This is a genomic window from Halomonas sp. NYA30, assembly GCF_976980765.1.
Genome location: NZ_OZ334477.1, coordinates 292463 through 309997, shown reverse-complemented (window position 1 = coordinate 309997; position 17535 = coordinate 292463). Strand labels below are relative to the sequence as shown.

Annotated in this window: 15 protein-coding genes; 1 reads left to right on the top strand and 14 read right to left on the bottom strand. The window is 54.5% G+C overall.

What is annotated here, in order from left to right; genetic code table 11:
* Positions 1 to 31: 31 nt before the first annotated feature.
* The 5 genes from ACWI0H_RS01480 to ACWI0H_RS01460 all read right to left on the bottom strand — a co-directional run bounded on the left by ACWI0H_RS01480 (position 32) and on the right by ACWI0H_RS01460 (position 4101).
* Entirely contained in the window at positions 32 to 1867 is a 1836-nt protein-coding gene (locus ACWI0H_RS01480) for a putative bifunctional diguanylate cyclase/phosphodiesterase (protein ID WP_485874605.1), read from the bottom strand.
* 8 nt (positions 1868 to 1875) lie between these two features.
* On the bottom strand, positions 1876 to 2547 hold the full coding sequence (locus ACWI0H_RS01475) for a glutathione S-transferase (RefSeq protein ID WP_485874604.1): 672 nt from the start codon (positions 2545 to 2547) through the stop codon (positions 1876 to 1878).
* Positions 2548 to 2732: 185 nt separating this feature from the next.
* Positions 2733 to 3308, bottom strand: coding sequence for an antibiotic biosynthesis monooxygenase (locus ACWI0H_RS01470; protein ID WP_485874603.1), 576 nt, complete (start codon positions 3306 to 3308; stop codon positions 2733 to 2735).
* A gap of 173 nt (positions 3309 to 3481) precedes the next feature.
* Positions 3482 to 3865, bottom strand: a complete 384-nt coding sequence (locus tag ACWI0H_RS01465) for a hypothetical protein (RefSeq protein ID WP_336275124.1) — start codon at positions 3863 to 3865, stop codon at positions 3482 to 3484.
* An 8-nt stretch (positions 3866 to 3873) separates the two neighbouring features.
* Positions 3874 to 4101 (bottom strand): DUF2835 family protein, encoded by a 228-nt coding sequence (locus tag ACWI0H_RS01460; RefSeq protein WP_101145725.1) that lies wholly within the window; start codon positions 4099 to 4101, stop codon positions 3874 to 3876.
* Positions 4102 to 4282: 181 nt separating this feature from the next.
* Between ACWI0H_RS01460 and ACWI0H_RS01455 the strand changes: the two genes are divergently transcribed.
* On the top strand, positions 4283 to 4957 hold the full coding sequence (locus ACWI0H_RS01455) for a putative metalloprotease CJM1_0395 family protein (protein ID WP_485874602.1): 675 nt from the start codon (positions 4283 to 4285) through the stop codon (positions 4955 to 4957).
* On the opposite strand, the gene ACWI0H_RS01450 is transcribed toward ACWI0H_RS01455, so the two are convergent.
* The 9 genes from ACWI0H_RS01450 to ACWI0H_RS01410 all read right to left on the bottom strand — a co-directional run bounded on the left by ACWI0H_RS01450 (position 4954) and on the right by ACWI0H_RS01410 (position 17529).
* Positions 4954 to 6768 (bottom strand): putative bifunctional diguanylate cyclase/phosphodiesterase, encoded by a 1815-nt coding sequence (locus tag ACWI0H_RS01450; protein WP_485874601.1) that lies wholly within the window; start codon positions 6766 to 6768, stop codon positions 4954 to 4956. The two genes, ACWI0H_RS01455 and ACWI0H_RS01450, sit on opposite strands and share 4 nt — an antisense overlap.
* A gap of 269 nt (positions 6769 to 7037) precedes the next feature.
* Positions 7038 to 8990: a methyl-accepting chemotaxis protein gene (locus ACWI0H_RS01445; protein ID WP_485874600.1), complete on the bottom strand. Its 1953-nt coding sequence runs from the start codon at positions 8988 to 8990 to the stop codon at positions 7038 to 7040.
* A 269-nt stretch (positions 8991 to 9259) separates the two neighbouring features.
* Complete coding sequence (locus ACWI0H_RS01440; RefSeq protein WP_485874599.1) at positions 9260 to 9889, bottom strand: histidine phosphatase family protein; 630 nt, start codon at positions 9887 to 9889, stop codon at positions 9260 to 9262.
* Positions 9890 to 9921: 32 nt separating this feature from the next.
* Complete coding sequence (gene phnE / locus ACWI0H_RS01435) at positions 9922 to 10737, bottom strand: phosphonate ABC transporter, permease protein PhnE (protein WP_485874598.1); 816 nt, start codon at positions 10735 to 10737, stop codon at positions 9922 to 9924.
* A 44-nt stretch (positions 10738 to 10781) separates the two neighbouring features.
* A complete protein-coding gene (gene phnE / locus ACWI0H_RS01430) occupies positions 10782 to 11639 on the bottom strand; it encodes a phosphonate ABC transporter, permease protein PhnE (protein WP_485874597.1) in 858 nt (285 codons plus the stop codon).
* On the bottom strand, positions 11636 to 12481 hold the full coding sequence (phnC, locus tag ACWI0H_RS01425) for a phosphonate ABC transporter ATP-binding protein (RefSeq protein ID WP_485874596.1): 846 nt from the start codon (positions 12479 to 12481) through the stop codon (positions 11636 to 11638). The genes phnE (ACWI0H_RS01430) and phnC overlap by 4 nt, the downstream gene beginning before the upstream one ends.
* A gap of 78 nt (positions 12482 to 12559) precedes the next feature.
* Positions 12560 to 13537 (bottom strand): phosphate/phosphite/phosphonate ABC transporter substrate-binding protein, encoded by a 978-nt coding sequence (gene phnD / locus ACWI0H_RS01420; RefSeq protein ID WP_485874595.1) that lies wholly within the window; start codon positions 13535 to 13537, stop codon positions 12560 to 12562.
* A gap of 150 nt (positions 13538 to 13687) precedes the next feature.
* Positions 13688 to 15436: a bifunctional diguanylate cyclase/phosphodiesterase gene (locus ACWI0H_RS01415; protein ID WP_485874594.1), complete on the bottom strand. Its 1749-nt coding sequence runs from the start codon at positions 15434 to 15436 to the stop codon at positions 13688 to 13690.
* A gap of 173 nt (positions 15437 to 15609) precedes the next feature.
* Positions 15610 to 17529: an alkaline phosphatase D family protein gene (locus ACWI0H_RS01410; protein ID WP_485874593.1), complete on the bottom strand. Its 1920-nt coding sequence runs from the start codon at positions 17527 to 17529 to the stop codon at positions 15610 to 15612.
* Between the last annotated feature and the right edge of the window lie 6 nt (positions 17530 to 17535).

Here is a 17535-nt window from a genome sequence, read left to right as displayed (position 1 = left end):
GCGTGCTGGAAAGGGGTTTTTATATAGCCGCTTAATAGCTTTCAAAAAGGTACTCAATCGGTGTCGGGCGGCCAAACAGGTAGCCTTGATAGCGGTAACAGCCATGGCCTCTTAGCCAATCAAGCTGTTCTTTTTTCTCTACCCCTTCTGCGACCACGGTTAAGCCTAAACTCACGGCAAGCAGTATCGTCGTATCCACGATCGCCGCATCTGTCTTGTCAGTGAGCAGTTCGCGAATAAACGATTGATCAATCTTTAGCTCATCTAGCGGTAAGCGCTTTAGGTAGCTCAGCGATGAGTAACCAGTGCCAAAGTCATCCAGTGCAAAGCGAACCCCTCTAGCGCGGAGTTTCAACATCGTATTGCGCACCCTGACTGGCTCGCACATCAGCAGGCTCTCCGTTACTTCCAGCACCAACCGGCTTGGCGGTGCCAGCGTCTCTGCTAATAAAGCCTCTACGTCATGCACGAAGTCGGGTTGCTGAAACTGAACAGAACTCACATTAACGGAAATACTTAAGGTGGCGTAGGTCGCTTGATGGGACCACTTTGCCAATTGCTCGCAGGCCGACCTAAGCACCCAATAACCGATGGGCACAATGAGCCTATTCTCCTCTGCCAGAGGGATAAACGTCGCGGGGGAGACCCAGCCACGCTGGGGGTGATACCAGCGCAATAATGCTTCAACCCCCGTGGTGACGCCCTGATGGTCGACCTGCACCTGATAGTGCAGAGCCAACTCATTGCGCTCAAGGGCCTTATGTAGATCAGCTTCCAGGCTGGCCCTTTCCAGTACGCTGGTCTGCATATCGGTGTTAAAAAAGCACAGCGTGTTGCCGCCAGCCCTCTTCGCCTGCTGCAAGGCCATATCCGCTTGTTGCAGCACGCTATCCATGCTGTGTTCGCGCCCGGTAAACAGTGCAATACCAATACTGGCGCTAATGGGTAACGAATGACCGCTTCTCACTTGAGCGATGGTTTCCAATAGCTGGCGGGACACACGTTCAGCTTTTCGGAAGGCCTCGGTCTGCGGCTCGCCCAGGTTATTCAGCAGTACCACAAATTCATCACTACTAAAGCGTGCCAGCGTGGCCTCTGGTTCTAGCCGCTGTCGTAGCTGTTCAGCAACGTTAATCAACAGGTGATCACCACTCTCATGACCCTGGATGTCGTTCACTAAGCGAAAGTTATCCAGATCAATCACCAACACAGCGCTATAAGACGCTGACCACTCATCATGATCAATCGCGGCCGTTAAGGAGTCCATTAGCATCCGACGGTTGGGCAGGCCTGTCAGCGAGTCATAGAAGGCCAGATAGTAGGTGCGCGACTGCATTTCGAGGTAGTCGGTGAGTTCAGTCGAGATACCGCATAGAGAAGGGGGAGCACCGGGGGACATCGACAGCGGCATTTTGATCGATAAGAATGTTCTTACCTGGCTTTCACCTTGTAAGACGTTACTCTCCTCGACCGTTACTTTCTTGCCCGACGCCAATACGCTGCGATCAACCTGCTCCATTTCAGCAGCGCTGCCCGCATCAAAAAACTCAGCGTCGCACTTACCAATAATTTTGTCGGCTGGCAGTCCAAATAAATCGCTGATACGGCGATTAACGTATTGATATTCTAAAGTCGGTGATTTGATATAAATAAAGGCATCGACACTATCCAAAATAGTCGCCAGCATCTCTTTATTGGTTTGCAGCAACGCCCGGTTATGTTGCATCCGGCGTTTGAGCAGTAGATTGCCCAGCAGTGCTAAAAGGAGAAAAATGAGCAGCAAGGCGATTCCCCAACGCCCCAAATAAGTGTCAATGCTGCGCAGCAGCTCTGCTGGCAGAGCTGCAGAAGTGGCGAAATGGTACATGATAGTTATTACTGGCCAGGCATGGTTAACGGGCCAGCTCGCTCTACCACTCGCTGCCACGCGGAATCTTGTTCGATACGCGATACAAAAGCAGCAATGGCAGAATACTGCTCTAACGACTGGACGGCCGCCACCGCCTGTAGCGGGAAGCTCATTTGAATATCCGCGCCACTAGGCCAGGGGCCAGCAAAATTACCGTTGGCTGATAAGTGCTGGTTGATGAAGGTGAGGTGCTGTTTCAACTGCGGTGCTAAAAAACGCTTACTCACCGTATCGCTGATGCCTTTCGCCAGCGGTTTAATCAGCCACGGCGACTGCTTGGGAACTTGGCTAAACACAAGCTGCATCACCAGCAGTGGCATCAGTGAGCCTTCGGCATAATGTAGCCAGTAGCGGTAATCTACCCAAGCCCGCAAGTCATCGGAAGAAGGCTGACACCGCCCTTGCCCGTAGCGCTGTAATAGGTAGTCAATGATCGCGCCTGACTCAGCCACGGTGAGATCACCATCGGTAATGACCGGGGATTTACCAAGCGGGTGGATTTTTTTTAGCGAGTCGGGCGCTTGCTGTGTTTTGTCATCGCGTTGGTAAATTACCAGCTCATAGTCCAGTTCTAAGGCTTCTAATAGCCACAAAATCCGATGAGAACGAGACTTTTCCAAATGGTGAACGTGAATCATAAACACTCCATGGGGCTGGGTTATACACCAGCATTGCACTGGCGACAGTTATCCATTACTGCAAGCACCTTCAGCTTAGTATCATAAAGATCATCTTAATAGGATCAATATACTAAGGTTAGCACCATCACAGCGTTGAACCCCATGAAAGCATCAAACTAGTGAAAATCAATGAAAATTAATGATTAACGATGTGCATGACGCCAGCGCGCCAGTAAATCCAGCGGTGACCACTTTCCTTGCAGCCAAGGCGCTAATAAGCGCGTTGAGAGCGGAATAAACACAAACACCATCACTGGCGTCAACATCAAGGTACTCACCACCACCCGCGGCACCAGCGCCCAATCGGCCAATACGCCACCAAATACCCATTGGAAAAGCAACGAGATGGGGAAGAAAGCCAACCAAACAGCCACGGCTTGCTTCCAACGCGGCGGAGCGCTGTTTCCGTTGTTTTGAAACCACGTGCCCAGCCCGGTGGCACGGTGCTCTTGAGGCGCTTCATACAGCCCTTTTCCGCGCGCCAACCACGCATGGCGTGAGGCGGAGTGTTCCCAGGCGGCTAAGGTTTCGCTGCTGCTAAAGCGAAATATGATCTGATATTCATCGTCATCAGCGGGGGGTGCTAGTACGCCAGAGCCGAGGTAGCCAGCAAAATCAGCCGCCAGCTCGCGCCCTTCGTTTAGCCAACGATTAAAATCGAAGTAGCGGCCGTGCTCAACGCGACGAGCCACCATCAATGTGACAGGTGAGGCAGACATGGTATATCTCCTAATGTGTGGACAGCCAGCGCCGGGTAGGCAGGCTGCTTGCTTTCAGGCGGGTAAGCCTGAAAGTCCAATGACCACATTGTACAAGCAATGTTGATGCCATGCTGTGAATGTTACGTACTAACGGTTGGTGCTAGGCGCTCGAACAAGGTGTGCCGGGTGATTTACCGCCCAGGAATCGGGTGGGGGCGTTCTCCTCGCTGGAAAGCACATACATGTTGGTAGATCTCTTTAGCACTGCGTATCGCATCCGCCTCTTGAGGATCAGGCTCTACGACTGGCCCTTGATACTCGCCTTCAGAGCGAAGAATGGCATCGACCTCGGACCGATAGCGATTCAGCAAGTGTTCTAAATTGATTCTTATGCGGTGGGTCTCCAGCCCAAACGCTTGGCGCTGCTCCGTGCGTTTAAGTATATCCAGAGGGCTGGTGGCCGCTTCACTTAAGCTTTCTAGCGTAGAGAGCACTAACTTTTCAGCACTGTTTAAATTGGGAATGACGTAATAAATGAGGTCATTCAGGAGGATCGATGTTTCATCGCGGTGCATAGGCAAGCTCAACGTCCGGTTAAAGGATCAATACTAATAAATCGGCCCTGCTCAGAAAAACTTAATCGATAAATACCGCGCACACCATCGCGGCTAACCACACGACGAATCGCCTCGGCAGGAAAGATTACCCAGCGCCCATCCACGCTGCGGGTACGCACATTGGCAATGCGCCCTTCATAATGGGCTAAACACTCATCATAATTTAGATTGATGACGACATCGATGGTGAGCATAGGATGGTTAGCACAGACAGTAGGACAGGGTTGAGATAGCGAAGCGCCCTGGTAATTAAAGTAGTAACAAAATGAGTCATGGAACGATTTTGCGACGAAACGCATAGCGCTGACTTGCACTGTCGGCATCGCTCGCTAATACTTCATAGTATCCCAACTCGCACTGCGTCGGTAATAAACTATGGCCGTTTCTGCTATCAGCACCTCGTCTCTCACTGCGTGGGCTTACCCTGCAGCAAACACGCACTCACCGCGTGTAGAGCAAGCGTCGAAGGAGCGCGCCCTTGACGAAGATACAGCGTCTCGTAACGCCTCCAGCGATACCAGTAAGCATGAAGAGAATAGCAGCGACGCCGCTGGCCCCAAGCGTGCTGATGGCTCCCCCATGGCGCCGGAAGAGATTCAGCAATTAGAGCAGCTTAAGCAGACCGACCGCGAAGTACGCCAGCACGAGATGGCTCACCAAGTCGCGGGCGGCGCCTATACCGGCGGCGCTAGCTACGAGTATGACGTGGGCCCCGATGGTAAGCGTTACGCGGTGGCAGGCGAGGTGCCGATTGATTACGGCCCGGTGCCCAATGACCCCCAAGCGACTATCGAAAAAATGCAGACCGTGATCGCCGCGGCGATGGCACCTGCCGACCCCTCTCCCAAAGACCATCAAGTAGCCGCTCAAGCACGCCAATATTTACTTGAAGCTAAGCTAGAAGCGGCCATGCAGCGTAGTGAAATGGAGCAAGCCCGCAGCGCGGGTGCCGCTGATTCGTCAGAAACGGCAGCTAAGCCACCCACTGATGAGCCAGCTGCTAAAGAAACCGTTGCTAAAGAGCCAACGGCTAAAGAGCAGGCCGCTTAACAGACAGGCGGGGCCAGTGACTTCCACTCCGCACGCGTTGGCCAATCCGCAAGCCAAGCCGGCAGGGCTTCAGCAGGCATTGGGCGGGCAATACCGTAGCCCTGCGCTAACTCGCAGCCCAGCGCCATTAACGCTTTCGCATGCTCTAGCGTTTCCACACCTTCCGCCAGCATGGGCCGCCTGAAGCGGTTAGCCATGTAAATCACGCTCTCCACAATCGCCATATCGTCTTGGTCGCTGAGCATGTCGCGTACAAAGCTCTGATCGATTTTGATCAAGTTGACCGGCAGTTGACGTAAGTGGGTTAACGACGAAAACCCGGTGCCAAAGTCATCAATCGCAAAGCTTACGCCTAACGCCTGACAGAGCGACATAGTGTGCAGCGCGGCCTGAACATCGTGCATCGCGGCGCTCTCAAGCACCTCAAGCTTTAGCATTGATGGCGGCACATCAGGGTGGCATGCCAATAGCTCGGCTAAACGTTGGCTAAAGCTACTCACTAACAAATGCGTAGGGCTGATATTCACGTTGATGGGCAGTGCGATGCCTTTGAGCTGCCATTCGGCCAGTTGGCAAAGTGCCCGCTCAATGACCCACTCGCCCAAATCTACTTCTAACGACGTAGTATCAATGATGGGTAAAAACTGACCAGGCGCCAGCAATCCTTCATCAGGGTGCTGCCAACGAATTAGCGCTTCAACGCCGACCACCTTGCCGCTGCGCATATCAACCTGGGGCTGATAGTAAAGACACAGCTCATTATGGTTGAGCGCATCTATAAAGCGCTGACGCTGCTCATGGCGCACTTGCAGCAAACGGTCATGGGTAGGATCAAACAGGTGGAAGGTATCGCGACCACGCTGCTTCGCGCGATACATTGCCTGATTGGCATGGCGCAACAGCACATCGCCTTGAACGGGGTCATTCGGGTAAAGCGTCACTCCTAAACTTGCCGTCAGATGAATACTCTGACCATCCACCATCAGCGGTTGGCGAATGGAGGCTAACAACTTCTCAAAAAAATCTTCGTCTACGCCGTGGTGCAGTAACAATACAAACTCATCGCCGCCCACCCGCGCCAGTACATCATCACCGAACAGTAGATGGCTTATGCGCTGTGAAAATGACGAAAGCAGCGCATCGCCCACCGACGAACCCAGCCGATCATTAATATTTTTGAAGAAATCGATATCCAGCGAACACACCGCCAACGGTAGTTGCTTAGCCTCTGCGTGCTGCATTGACTCTTGAATCAATTGCGTCAGCAAGTGCAGGTTGGGTAGCCCTGTTAACGCATCAAAATAGACTTCTCGATTGAGATGGCGTGCATGCGCCGGAATGGCAGAAAGATCAGCTAGCACAATGACATGGTGGTCGATCGCACCGTGCTCATTGCGCACGCGATTAATCGACATCATGCCAGGATAAAACTGGCCGTCGTGGCTACGATAACTCACTTGGCTTTTGCTGCGATCCCGCAGCTGTAACTCTTCGCGCATCAGCCGCGTTGTGCGGCTATCATCCAGCGGTAAAATACTAAACGCTTCAGGCGTTTTGCCCTGCACATCGCCCTGTGTAATCCCCGTTAGCTCACAAAAGGCAGGGTTCACTTCCACTACCCGATTTTCCGCATCAGTAATAATGATCGCTTCGTTAGCATAACAAAAGACGGACTCAGCAGGGGACGCTGCACTGCTAGCGGGCAAGCTCGGGATCGCATTCGAATGGGGCAGTGAAGCGACGGGGTGGGTCAGCTGTTGAGGCAAAGACTGTTCCTTAGTTTCCTTTGGTAGGTTCAAGGATTGATACATACGTCTCTGCTCTCCTCGTCCATTGCTCGTGATAGATAGACTGTTCGTTATAGATAGATTGCTCTTTATAAATAGTATCGTAGATAAGCAAAAACAGATCTATTTCGCCCTACCTCCTTCGAATAGGCATTGATATTAACGCATATTAACACCGCATTACTGCTTAGGTACGCAGCACTACATAGTAACTTATCGGCAGCCAGCGTAATAACTTAAGGAGGGAGACTGGCAGCGCCCAAAAGAGCGGCTGCCAGTCGTCATGCCACTCGCTATGCCACAGACATGGCGAGACGGCGGTCTAGCGAGTCGCTATCACTGACGTGGTAACGACTCATTTGGCGGGTCATATCGTCGGCTTGCTCATCAAGCGAGCGGCTCGCTGCCGCGACCTCCTCCACTAGCGACGCATTTTGCTGAGTGACGTCTTCTAACTGGGCCATCGCTCGATTAATTTGCTCGATGCCTGCCGACTGTTCGTGTGTGGCAGAGACCATCTCATCCATCAAGCTAGCCATTTGCTCAACGCGCTGCGCAATGTGCCCCAGGGTTTCATTCGTCGAGTTGACCAACGTTTCGCCTTCGGCAATTTTCGCCACATTGTTGTCAATCAACTGACGAATTTGATTGGCTTCCTCTGTGCTGCGGCTAGCCAGTTTACGCACTTCATCAGCGACCACCGCAAAGCCACGCCCATGCTCACCCGCACGCGCGGCTTCAACCGATGCATTGAGCGCCAGCAAATTGGTTTGGAAAGAGATATTGTCGATAGTCCCGACAATGCTGGTGACCTGCTCGTTAGCTTGCGAGATAAGCTGCATTGCCTGCTGAGCTTGTGAAGCCACTAGGCTAGCTTCTTTAGCTTGATGCGCCACATCGACGGTCATCTGCTGGGCTTGCTTTGCGTTATCAGCGCTTTGGCGTACCGTCGCGGTAATTTGCTCCATGCTTGAAGCGGTTTGTACCAGCGAGGCGGACTGCTCTTCCGTTCTCTGCGCTAGATCCTGATTCCCCTGAGCGATCTGGTTACTGGCCACCGCCACTGACTGTGCGTTGCGGGTGATATCAGCCACTAGTGTCTCGGTCGTTGCCGAGGACTCATTGAAGGCTTGATACAGCTGGGAAAGCTCATCACTCCCTGGGACGGTTAAGCGTTGGGTCAAATCATTATCGCGGGTGGCGATGTTGGATAGCGCTTGGCTCAATGGCGTCGTAATCGCGCGCACGATCAGTATAGCGGCGATGATCGCCAATAGACTCGCGGCCAGCGCAATCACCGCATAGAACCAAAGCGCCTGCTGGGCTGCCTGACGTAGCGCCACTGTCTCGGTCACCACCGCGTCGGCCACTTGGTCCTCTAATGCTTTCAAGCGGCCAATTTTTACCGTCTGCCATTCAAACCACTCTTCCGGGTCGACGCCATAGCCACCTTCACTGGCTTGGCTAATCGCCAGCTCACGCCGCTCCATCAACCGATTGATCTCAGCACCGCTTAACGCCAGGTCAAGCTGCTCGCGACTCTGCTCCCCCGCCAGAACGCGAAAACCAGCCAGAAAAGCCTGCTCTTCGCCAAGCAGTGATAAAAAACGCCGCAGCATGGCCGGTGGCATCCCATCTGCTGCGAACGTGTTGGCCAGCAGCGCCCGCTCAATGCCTGCCAAATCTTTAGCTTCCAGGAGCTGATAATACGCACTCAATTGGCGAGTAATATCACCCTCGCGAGTGAGATGTGCCAGCGAGCCCACAAAGGCCATTAGCTGGCCGTTAATGCCGGTATAGTGGCCTAATGCCTCGCCCGTCGTGATCTCTAACGCACTAACGCGTTCACGCAGTGCTGCCTGGCGCTGCCAATGCTCATCAATCTCACTCAGTTGCTGCTGAACAGCAGGCGTCAGGAGCGCTGGATCCAAAGAGGCCTGCTGAGCTTGAAACGCGTTGGCAGCCTCATCGGTCTTGGGCCGTTGCTCGCGCAAGCGGTTGCCAAACGCCTCGCCCTCACTGCCCAGAAAGCCCGCTGTCATACCGCGTTCAAGCTGCATTTGGTGCACAGCATCCCCCGCTCGCTGGGCGAGCTCGGTCATCGCGTGAAGGCGGTCAAACTCTTGCAGCGCTGCACGGCGCTCCATAATGCCCTGAGCAGCGAACCATGCCAGCGCCAGCAGGGGTAGCAGTAGCACGCAGGCAAACTTAAACCGCATGGGTATGCGGTTAACGATATTTTTCATTGCTTAGCCTCAAACTTATAACGTGTCAGGTAGGTAAGCGGCGTACTCAATTATTAGAATTCGCGTTGTGTAACGCGTGGGGATAAGTTTGCCGCAACGAGCCATATAATTAAATGTATTTAAGCGATCGACATCTTATATCGCAAAACATGGCGCAGTATAAGGGGCTAAGCGTGGCGTTTATTGATGGGGGTCATAGGAAAGCATAGATAGTAAGGAAAGCGGAAGATAGTACAGACCTGGTGGGCGGCGCCCATGGTGAACGACCGTTAACGCCCAATCCACTCGACAAACGTGGTCTCACCCAACTCATGGCGCTCATGGCGAACACGACTCATCGCCGCATAGGGCAGATCCATTGCCAGCACCCGCGAAAGCGGCTGCTCAATAACTTGGCGCAGTAGACCATTGCAGACAAATAGATGCGCCACGACCAGCACATGCTTACCGGGCGGACTGATTAACAGCTGCTGCCATACCTCAGCGAGGCGCGCATCAAAGGCCTGTATCGTTTCGCCGTCTGGCGGTGACACCGTTGTTGAGTCATACCAAAACGCACTCATTCTTTCGGTGCCCTCTTCCGCAAACACCTGGGCGTGGGTTTTACCCTCCCACTGCCCCAAATGCAGCTCGGCCAGGTCATCCTCCACTTGAACGGGTAGATCAAACTCTTCGCCCAGCCACAGCGCAAACTCACGGCAGCGCATAAGTGGCGAGGTGACTATCGCATCATAAGGTAGATGGCCTTCGACCGCATGGCGCATAACGGCATCGGTCACCTGCTGCCAACCCGTCTCACTCAGTGGGTGATCGGTGGAGCCGCGCAGCATACGTCCTCCCACCGGTTCACCGTGGCGCAGTAAATCAATGGTGGTGATCTCCGCATCGGGAAAACGCATACTTAGCCCTCGTTGATTGATGCCGCTATCGGTTAAATAATCGCGTGACGCACACGCGCGGAAACCCACTCGGACACCAGCACGGTAGCGAAAATCATGATAAAGATGACGCTGACCTGATCCCAGGCAAGGCTGTTGATCGAGGCGTTTAACTGCAAACCAATACCGCCCGCCCCAACCAAACCCAAAACCGTCGATTCGCGGATATTAATATCCCAGCGGTAAACGCTTATACCAGCGAAGGCAGGCATGATTTGCGGCAACACACCATAGTTCATCACCTGCATGCGGCTCGCGCCGGTGGCGCTAATCGCCTCTACCGGCGTGGGGTGAATCTCTTCAATCGCCTCATAAAGCAGCTTGCCTACAAAGCCGATCGAGCGCAGGGCGATGGCGATAATGCCCGCCAGCACGCCAGGGCCAAGTATCGTCACTAACAGCATCGCCCAGATCAGCGAGTTGATGGAGCGGGATGACACAATCACTACCAGCGCTGCACTGCGCACCAGTGGGTGCGGCGTCGTGTTTCGCGCGGCTAAAAACGCCACTGGAAATGCCATCATGACGCCGATCACGGTACCGAGCGTTGCTATGTTCAGCGTGTCCCACATGGGCTTCCAGAGCACATTGGCATAGCTCCACTCCGGCGGCATCATGCGACCAATCAGATCGGCGCCCTGGCGGCCAGCGTCTTCGACAAACACCCACATGGTGTTATCGGAAATCACCTTCCAGCAGAGTAGAAACAGGCTGACACCCGCCAGCCACGCCAGGTACTGCAGCCATTGGGCTCGGGTGGTGCGCCGCCGCCAAACCGGCAGGCCCTGAGAGCTAGTAGATACGGGCATCGCGGTTCTCCAAAAATAACAGGCCAGGGGTGGCTAATAAGCGTTTACTGGGTCCAGCGGCGGACATGACTTGAGCTGTATTCGCACAGCAGTACGATAGCGATGATGATCAACAGAATCGCGGCAGACGTATCGTACTCATAGCGGCTTAGCGAGGTGTTCAGCGTGGCGCCAATACCGCCCGCCCCGACAATGCCAATCACCGCCGATTCGCGGAAATTGATATCCAGCCGATAAACCGAAAGCCCAATCAAACGCGGCATAACCTGCGGCTGAACCGCATGATTCATGGTTTGCCACCAGCTTGCCCCGGTGGCCCGCACGGCTTCTACCTGACGCCAATCCAGGTCTTCAATGTCTTCCGCCAACAGCTTGGCCATAAAGCCAATCGTCGCAAAGGCCAGCGTGATCATCCCCGCCAGTGGTCCAAAGCCAAACATGACCACAAACAGAATCGCGATGATGATCTCTTGAAAGGTGCGCGAAACGGCAATAATGCCGCGACACACAAAGTAGATCGGCAAAGGTGAGATATTGCGCGCCGCCCCTAGACCCACGGGAATCGCCAGCAAAACGCCCAAAACCGTAGAGGTGAGCGTCATGGTCAAACTTTCCATCAGGCCCGCCACAATATCGCTCTGACGGCTAACAAAGTCGGGCTGCATAAAGGCGCCCAAGAAGTTAACCGCCCGCCCCGCGCCTTCCGCTACCCGCGCCCAGTTAACTTCTACCGAGGCGAGCGCCAACACCAAATAGACTACCGCGCCAATCACCAACCCCCAGCGCAAGCGTGGGTTATGAATCAGCGGCAGGCGCCGCCAATGGCCCTGCCGAGCAGCTTGTTGGCGCGCCTGACCTTCTGCCTGTTCTGCTGTTAGGGGTGCGTCTGCCAACTCGCTCATCGAGCGCTCCCCGCTGCCATCGCGGGCATACCAGGCGGGTAAGAAGACACTTCTGAAGTATCGTCAGACGTGTCGCCGTCCATCGGCTCTGGGGTCGTATCCCAATCCTCTTCGCCATAAATGGTCGTGAGCATCTCACTGGTGAGCTCACTCGGCAGGCCGTCAAAGACAATTTTTCCAGCGCGCAGGCCAACAATTCGGTCGGCAAACTGCTGAGCCAACGCGACATCGTGAATATTGATGATTGCCGCCAAATCACGCTCAGCACACAGCTCGCGAATCAGACGCATGATTTGACGCGAGGTTTTCGGGTCGAGGCTGGCGGTCGGCTCGTCAACTAGCAGGAGCTTGGGGCTCTGCAGCAGCGCCCGGGCGATACCGACACGCTGACGCTGGCCACCGGAAAGGGCATCGGCGCGCTTATCGATAGCGTGAGGAAGCCCGACCCGCTCGAGTAGCCGAAAGGCTTCCGCCACCGCTTCCTGGGGATAACGACGCAAAAAACTGCGCCAAAAACCGACATAGCCGAGCTGGCCTGAGAGCACGTTCTCCATCACGGTGAGCCGGTCTACCAGGGCATACTCCTGGAAAATCATCCCCATGGATCGCCGTGCGTGGCGAAGCTTATGACCTGAGAGCTTGGTCAGCTCGGTGTCTTCCAGGCGAATGCTGCCCTGAGTAGGTTCAACTAACCGATTTACACAGCGAATAAGGGTACTTTTACCCGCGCCGGACGGCCCAATCAGCGCCATTACCTGGCCTTTGGGCAGCGTGAGTTCAATGTCCGTTAGCGCCCGATCCCCGGTGGGGTAGCGCTTGCCTACGCCGCTAAGTGTTAACATTTTTCCCACCTCGTCTATATAGCGAAACGGCCAGAAAGGTTAGCCTTCCTGGCCGAGCAGTACCGTCTACCTAAACGATCAGTCGCAGTCGTAAGTCACACCGTTAGCATCGGCGATAGTGCGAATCACGGCCCAGTTTTCCTGATAGGTAATCGGAATAAACTGCGCTTCACCGGAGTTGGCGAATTCGGATTCAAGGGCAGTGCCTTCCCAGTCGTAGCTGAAGAACGCATCCTGAATTTTCTCGGCAAGTTCCGGGTTCAGGTTATTCGCCAGCCCGTAAGCGGTGGTAGGGAAGGTATCGGAGGTGTAGATCACGTCGTAATCGCCCTCTGTCACAACATCACGTGCCAGCATGCGGCGTGCCACTGAGTTGGCGATGGCAGCGGCGTCGTAGTCTTCGTTCACCACACCTAAGATAGAGTTGTCGTGGGAGCCAGAAAAGGCAGTTTCAAAATCTTCGCCCGCTTCCATACCGTACTCGGAGCGCAGCAGTGCAGAGGGCGCGCGGAAACCGGAGTTAGAGGTCTCAGACGTAAAGGCCAGTTGGCGACCCTCTAGATCCTCAACGGACTCAATGCCGCTGCCAGGATAGGTGATGATCTCCATTTCGTAGCCAAAGCTGCCATCGTCTGCCGCCATCATGGCAAACGGACGGAAACCACCGCAGTTGACCGCAACCGGTACGCCACCGGTATTAAAACCGGCTACGTGCAAACGGCCTGCGCGCAGCGCTTCCTGCTGGGCGGCATTGGACTGCACGGGGAAGAACTGGACCTTTTTGCCGGTTGCTTCGCTTAAATGCTCCAGAAAGTCAGACCATACGTCAGCGTAAACCGCTGGGTCTTCCACCGGCGTGTAGGCAAACACTAGCGTTTCGGGATCGACCCACTGAGACTCATCGCTGGGTGCATCAGCGACCATATCGCCATCGTTATCGACATAACGCGATGAGAGATCCGCTGAGGCATTCACCGCGGCCAAAGCGAAAGCACTGGCAACGGCAGCGCTGATAAGAGTACGGGGAAGCGCATGAATAAAAGAGGATATCTGCATGGGGCACCTAAAGCGTTGTTAAAAGATAGCGACAATCCTGACCACTTCAGATGACAACGGCGCGGCATTTATATGACTGCTTGGTGACGTTTTGGCTAACGCAAAATGACATGGCTTTTTAATGATATGGTTCTTTCATGACATAGCGCTTTAGCGGCTCAAACAACTACCACGACGCTCTACAAACAGACTATTCCCAGGAATTTTTTTGGCTTGATGCTTCAATTCAGACAGCTCAGCGGCAATGTCCAGCGCTCTGCAGGTGGTGGTGTCAGAAATAGGTTTCACTGCGATTGATACACTAACGAAAGGGAAAAATGTCACGCTGTTTTGCCGGTTTTCGATCAGAATCCCACCTTGTAGACGGTCAGCCTCTTCATAGAAACCGGGCGCAAGCACTTCGAAAGAGCGTAAGATTTGGTCACAGACGCTCTCCCAATGGCCGAGGGGTAGCAGCATCATAAAATCATCACCGCCAATATGGCCAATAAAGCCACCGGCATTCTCCACCTGCGCCTGCAGCAGCCGTGAGAGTGAAATAATGATGTGGTCACCTCGCGCGTAGCCGTAGGCATCGTTAAAGGCTTTAAAGTTATCTAAGTCGACATAGGCGGCTGCAAAGCCTTGCTCGGCAGCCAAGTAAGCGGCCAGGGTTTCATTAATCAGGATATTCCCCGGCAGGCCAGTCAGCGGATTGGCATGGCGCGCTTGGCGCACCTGAATAGCGGTTATCTCACGAAGTAGGTCAACAATATTGCCCATCCCGAGATAGTCACCGTTAGCATTAACGATAACGAAGTCCTCCTGTTCAATATCCCGGCTATCGGTCAATTGCTGGCTCAAAACCTCGAGCGGCGTATCGGCATCAGCTACCAGCATGCGTGCATCAGCCACATCCAACACGCGGCGCTTGGCATACAATGCATGGCTGTAGGGGTTGGTAAACAGGGTCAAAAACGCATTGCGACGCACCACTGCTACGGGCTTACCATTCTCTAGCACCGCGACACAGCGCAAGCCGGGCTGTTGGCGAAACCGCTCGGAAATATCCGGCACTGCGCACTCTGTCGTGATGGCGTCGATAGCCCGCAAAATCGAGCGCGCAGTGCGCCCCGCGGGGCTTTTTAATTGGGTGGTCGCAGGCAACACCATATTGAGCTCTAAGGGCGGTTGCTGGCTGGGACGGGCAAAATAGAAACCTTGCAGCAGCGCGAGCCCGCGGTCGAGCTCCCATAGACAGAGATGCTCGACGGCGGTTTCCACCCCTTCGGCGATAACTTGGCAATCCAGACTGCGGGCTACATCGAGAATCGAGCGAAGAAATTCTCGCTTTGCTGGGTCCTGGTCGATGCCGGAGATAAAGTGCCGGTCAAGTTTGACGAAATCGGGGCGCAGCTCTGACCAGTGGCGCAGGCTTGAGTGCCCCGCGCCAAGATCATCCAGCGCTACCTGAAAGCCCATCGTCCGGTAGTGATCCACCGCTTGGCGCATTAGCTCGTAATCATGAATGGGCACGTGTTCAGTGAGCTCAATCACTACCCGTTCCGGGGGCAAGCCACTGTCACGAATAAAACCAAGGGTTAAACCTTCGCGAAAATCACGCTCAACGATGGTTAACGGCATCACGTTAAGAAACAGCAGGCCAGGCAGCTCAAGTTCTGCAAAACGGTGAATCGCCAACCGTCGGCAGAGAATATCTAACTCCACCAGTTTGCCTGCCTGGGTGGCAACTTCAAACAGTCGTAACGGCGAGTGAAGCGGCGAGGTCTTAGGTCCACGAATCAGTGCTTCGTAACCATAAACGGCCTGTTGACTAGCATCCACAATGGGCTGAAAAAGAACATGCAACTCTTCTGTTGCAATGATCTTTTTCAGCCACTGCGATTCTTGTGCGGTCATTTGCCTGCTGCCCTATTCTGCCACCCCAATCAATGGTGGTGGTACCTATGGAATGCACCATCCCTGGAGGTGATTGATAGGCGGCAAGCGTGCGTCATTTTCGTGACGTTATCATGACAATCCACTGCTGAGTCAGGCAGTTAGCTCCCTGTCGCATTCGAGAACGGGGCCGTTCAGGTAAGCGGCTTTTCAGCCGGGGGAAAAACCACCTCACTACCATCGACGTCAAGCTGGCGAATATCGATAGGGTGGCCCTTTTCGTCCAGAGTGACTAAGCCAATGCCGCTGGCATTCCAAAGCCGTTCACCGGCGCTGGCGCGGTCAGGGTCGCGAGGGTGCACGCTCAGCTTGCGTCGCTTGGTAAACCAATTGAGTGGCGACCACGGTGCATACAGCCATCGATTCAAACGGTCAAAGGTATTCAGCAGGTTTTTCGGAAAGGTGTTTTTAACCCCGCTGGAGGTGATCTGCCACAGGTGCGGTGAACGCCGCTGATGGCGTACCACAATGTCGTAAACAAACGAGTAGTGCACATCCCCCGACAAAATCACGTAGTTGCCGGGCGTTTTGGAGTGCTGCCAAATCTGCAGCAGCGTATTGGCTGCTCCGCGGTGGGCCATCCAGTTTTCGGCATCGACCACCAGCGGTTTACCCATAAGGGTAAAAAGCTTTTGAATGCTCTCGATCAACTTGACGCCAAACATGGGTGCGGGAGAAATAATCACGGCGCTTTTGGCGCCCAGGAGCGCCTGCTGCATCTCCATTAGCGCTTCCCAATCCATCAACCCAGAGGGCCGGCTAGGGCTGCGTTCACTGCGCCAGCGGCGGGTTCGAGTATCCAGTACGATTAAGGTGGGCGTGCCGGGAACCTGAAACTCCCAACCCTGAAAACGCAGCACCCGCTCAATGAAGCCATCCTGCTCAGCACATACCAGTGGTTGGCTGTCATCACGCAGAAGTGTTGAAGCGTGATGTACCAATGGATTTAGCTTATCTGGGTCGTTCCCCCACGCTTGGCAGAGCAAATAAGCGACTAAGGCATTGCCGATGATCCGTTTAGAGAACGGATGTGCATAGGCAGTGCGCTCCCAATCGGCCGTCAGGTTCCAGTCATCGGTCACATCGTGGTCATCGAAAATCATCAGGCTGGGCAAGTGTGCCATCAGCCTTGCACATTGGGGCAAGCCCGCCACAAAGGCATCGATCACTGCCTGCTCTTGGCGATAGAGTTCGGCGTCTTTTTTATCTAAAGCGGGGGCCTCAGGCGCAATCACTTGCCAGGGCACCGGCGACCACACCAAACAGTACATGGCGAGCATTTCGGCCAGCGTCATCAAGTGGTTCTGCGCATTGGCCGAGGTAAAAACCGGTTTTTTAACACCCCCGAAGAAGCGCTCGCGCAGCGCAGCATTGCTGGTGACATCCGGCAGCAACTCTGCTCGCCGGTAGTAGCTGTCAGGCGATTGATAGAGTGCTTGGCTATCGTCGACCGTGGCGCCTTCCAGCCGCTCGTCCACCAACCCCAGCCTTGCAATGAGCGCATGAACGGCGCGTAGCATCGGCCCTGCCACGTCGTCGGCGTACACCTGGTCGCCGGTCATCAGCAGCCAAGCGGGCCACTCGGTGGGTGCTGACTGCTGCTCAGCAAGCCAGCTATCAGCGCGCACCAGGCCATCGGCACTGTCGTGATGAGGCTTGCGGCAGGAGCCGTGCATCAGGCGGTGATGCCGTGACGCAATCACAAAGGCGGGGTAGGCAGCACCGTCATAACAGAGCCACGGCGCCCACTCGGGCAAAGCGCGCCACTCGCCCTGCTGGGTTTCTACCTGCAGGTCGTACTCGATGCGCTCATCGCAGGGTAGCGGTGAATCAAGTTCAACATCAATTAGATAGATAAAAGCGCGCTGGCCGATGGGAATGCACTGGTAATGATGCGCCAAGCCTATCGATTCGGCATCACTCTGCCCAGGTCGCAGGATCAGCGTCATATTCAATGCCCGGGAAGCCACTACCCAGAGCACTAGTCGTGTGGTGCTGATGCGTCTTAGTAAGGGACCAACTAAAATATCGGGCAGCGTATGAGTGTCATTCATCCAATC

Excerpts from the sequence above, each read along its gene's own strand:
- ACWI0H_RS01480 (WP_485874605.1), bottom strand. The coding sequence starts at position 1,867 with ATGTACCATTTCGCCACTTCTGCAGCTCTGCCAGCAGAGCTGCTGCGC.
- ACWI0H_RS01475 (WP_485874604.1), bottom strand. The coding sequence starts at position 2,547 with ATGATTCACGTTCACCATTTGGAAAAGTCTCGTTCTCATCGGATTTTG.
- ACWI0H_RS01470 (WP_485874603.1), bottom strand. The coding sequence starts at position 3,308 with ATGTCTGCCTCACCTGTCACATTGATGGTGGCTCGTCGCGTTGAGCAC.
- ACWI0H_RS01465 (WP_336275124.1), bottom strand. The coding sequence starts at position 3,865 with ATGCACCGCGATGAAACATCGATCCTCCTGAATGACCTCATTTATTAC.
- ACWI0H_RS01460 (WP_101145725.1), bottom strand. The coding sequence starts at position 4,101 with ATGCTCACCATCGATGTCGTCATCAATCTAAATTATGATGAGTGTTTA.
- ACWI0H_RS01455 (WP_485874602.1), top strand. The coding sequence starts at position 4,283 with ATGGCCGTTTCTGCTATCAGCACCTCGTCTCTCACTGCGTGGGCTTAC.
- ACWI0H_RS01450 (WP_485874601.1), bottom strand. The coding sequence starts at position 6,768 with ATGTATCAATCCTTGAACCTACCAAAGGAAACTAAGGAACAGTCTTTG.
- ACWI0H_RS01445 (WP_485874600.1), bottom strand. The coding sequence starts at position 8,990 with ATGAAAAATATCGTTAACCGCATACCCATGCGGTTTAAGTTTGCCTGC.
- ACWI0H_RS01440 (WP_485874599.1), bottom strand. The coding sequence starts at position 9,889 with ATGCGTTTTCCCGATGCGGAGATCACCACCATTGATTTACTGCGCCAC.
- phnE (WP_485874598.1), bottom strand. The coding sequence starts at position 10,737 with ATGCCCGTATCTACTAGCTCTCAGGGCCTGCCGGTTTGGCGGCGGCGC.
- phnE (WP_485874597.1), bottom strand. The coding sequence starts at position 11,639 with ATGAGCGAGTTGGCAGACGCACCCCTAACAGCAGAACAGGCAGAAGGT.
- phnC (WP_485874596.1), bottom strand. The coding sequence starts at position 12,481 with ATGTTAACACTTAGCGGCGTAGGCAAGCGCTACCCCACCGGGGATCGG.
- phnD (WP_485874595.1), bottom strand. The coding sequence starts at position 13,537 with ATGCAGATATCCTCTTTTATTCATGCGCTTCCCCGTACTCTTATCAGC.
- ACWI0H_RS01415 (WP_485874594.1), bottom strand. The coding sequence starts at position 15,436 with ATGACCGCACAAGAATCGCAGTGGCTGAAAAAGATCATTGCAACAGAA.
- ACWI0H_RS01410 (WP_485874593.1), bottom strand. The coding sequence starts at position 17,529 with ATGAATGACACTCATACGCTGCCCGATATTTTAGTTGGTCCCTTACTA.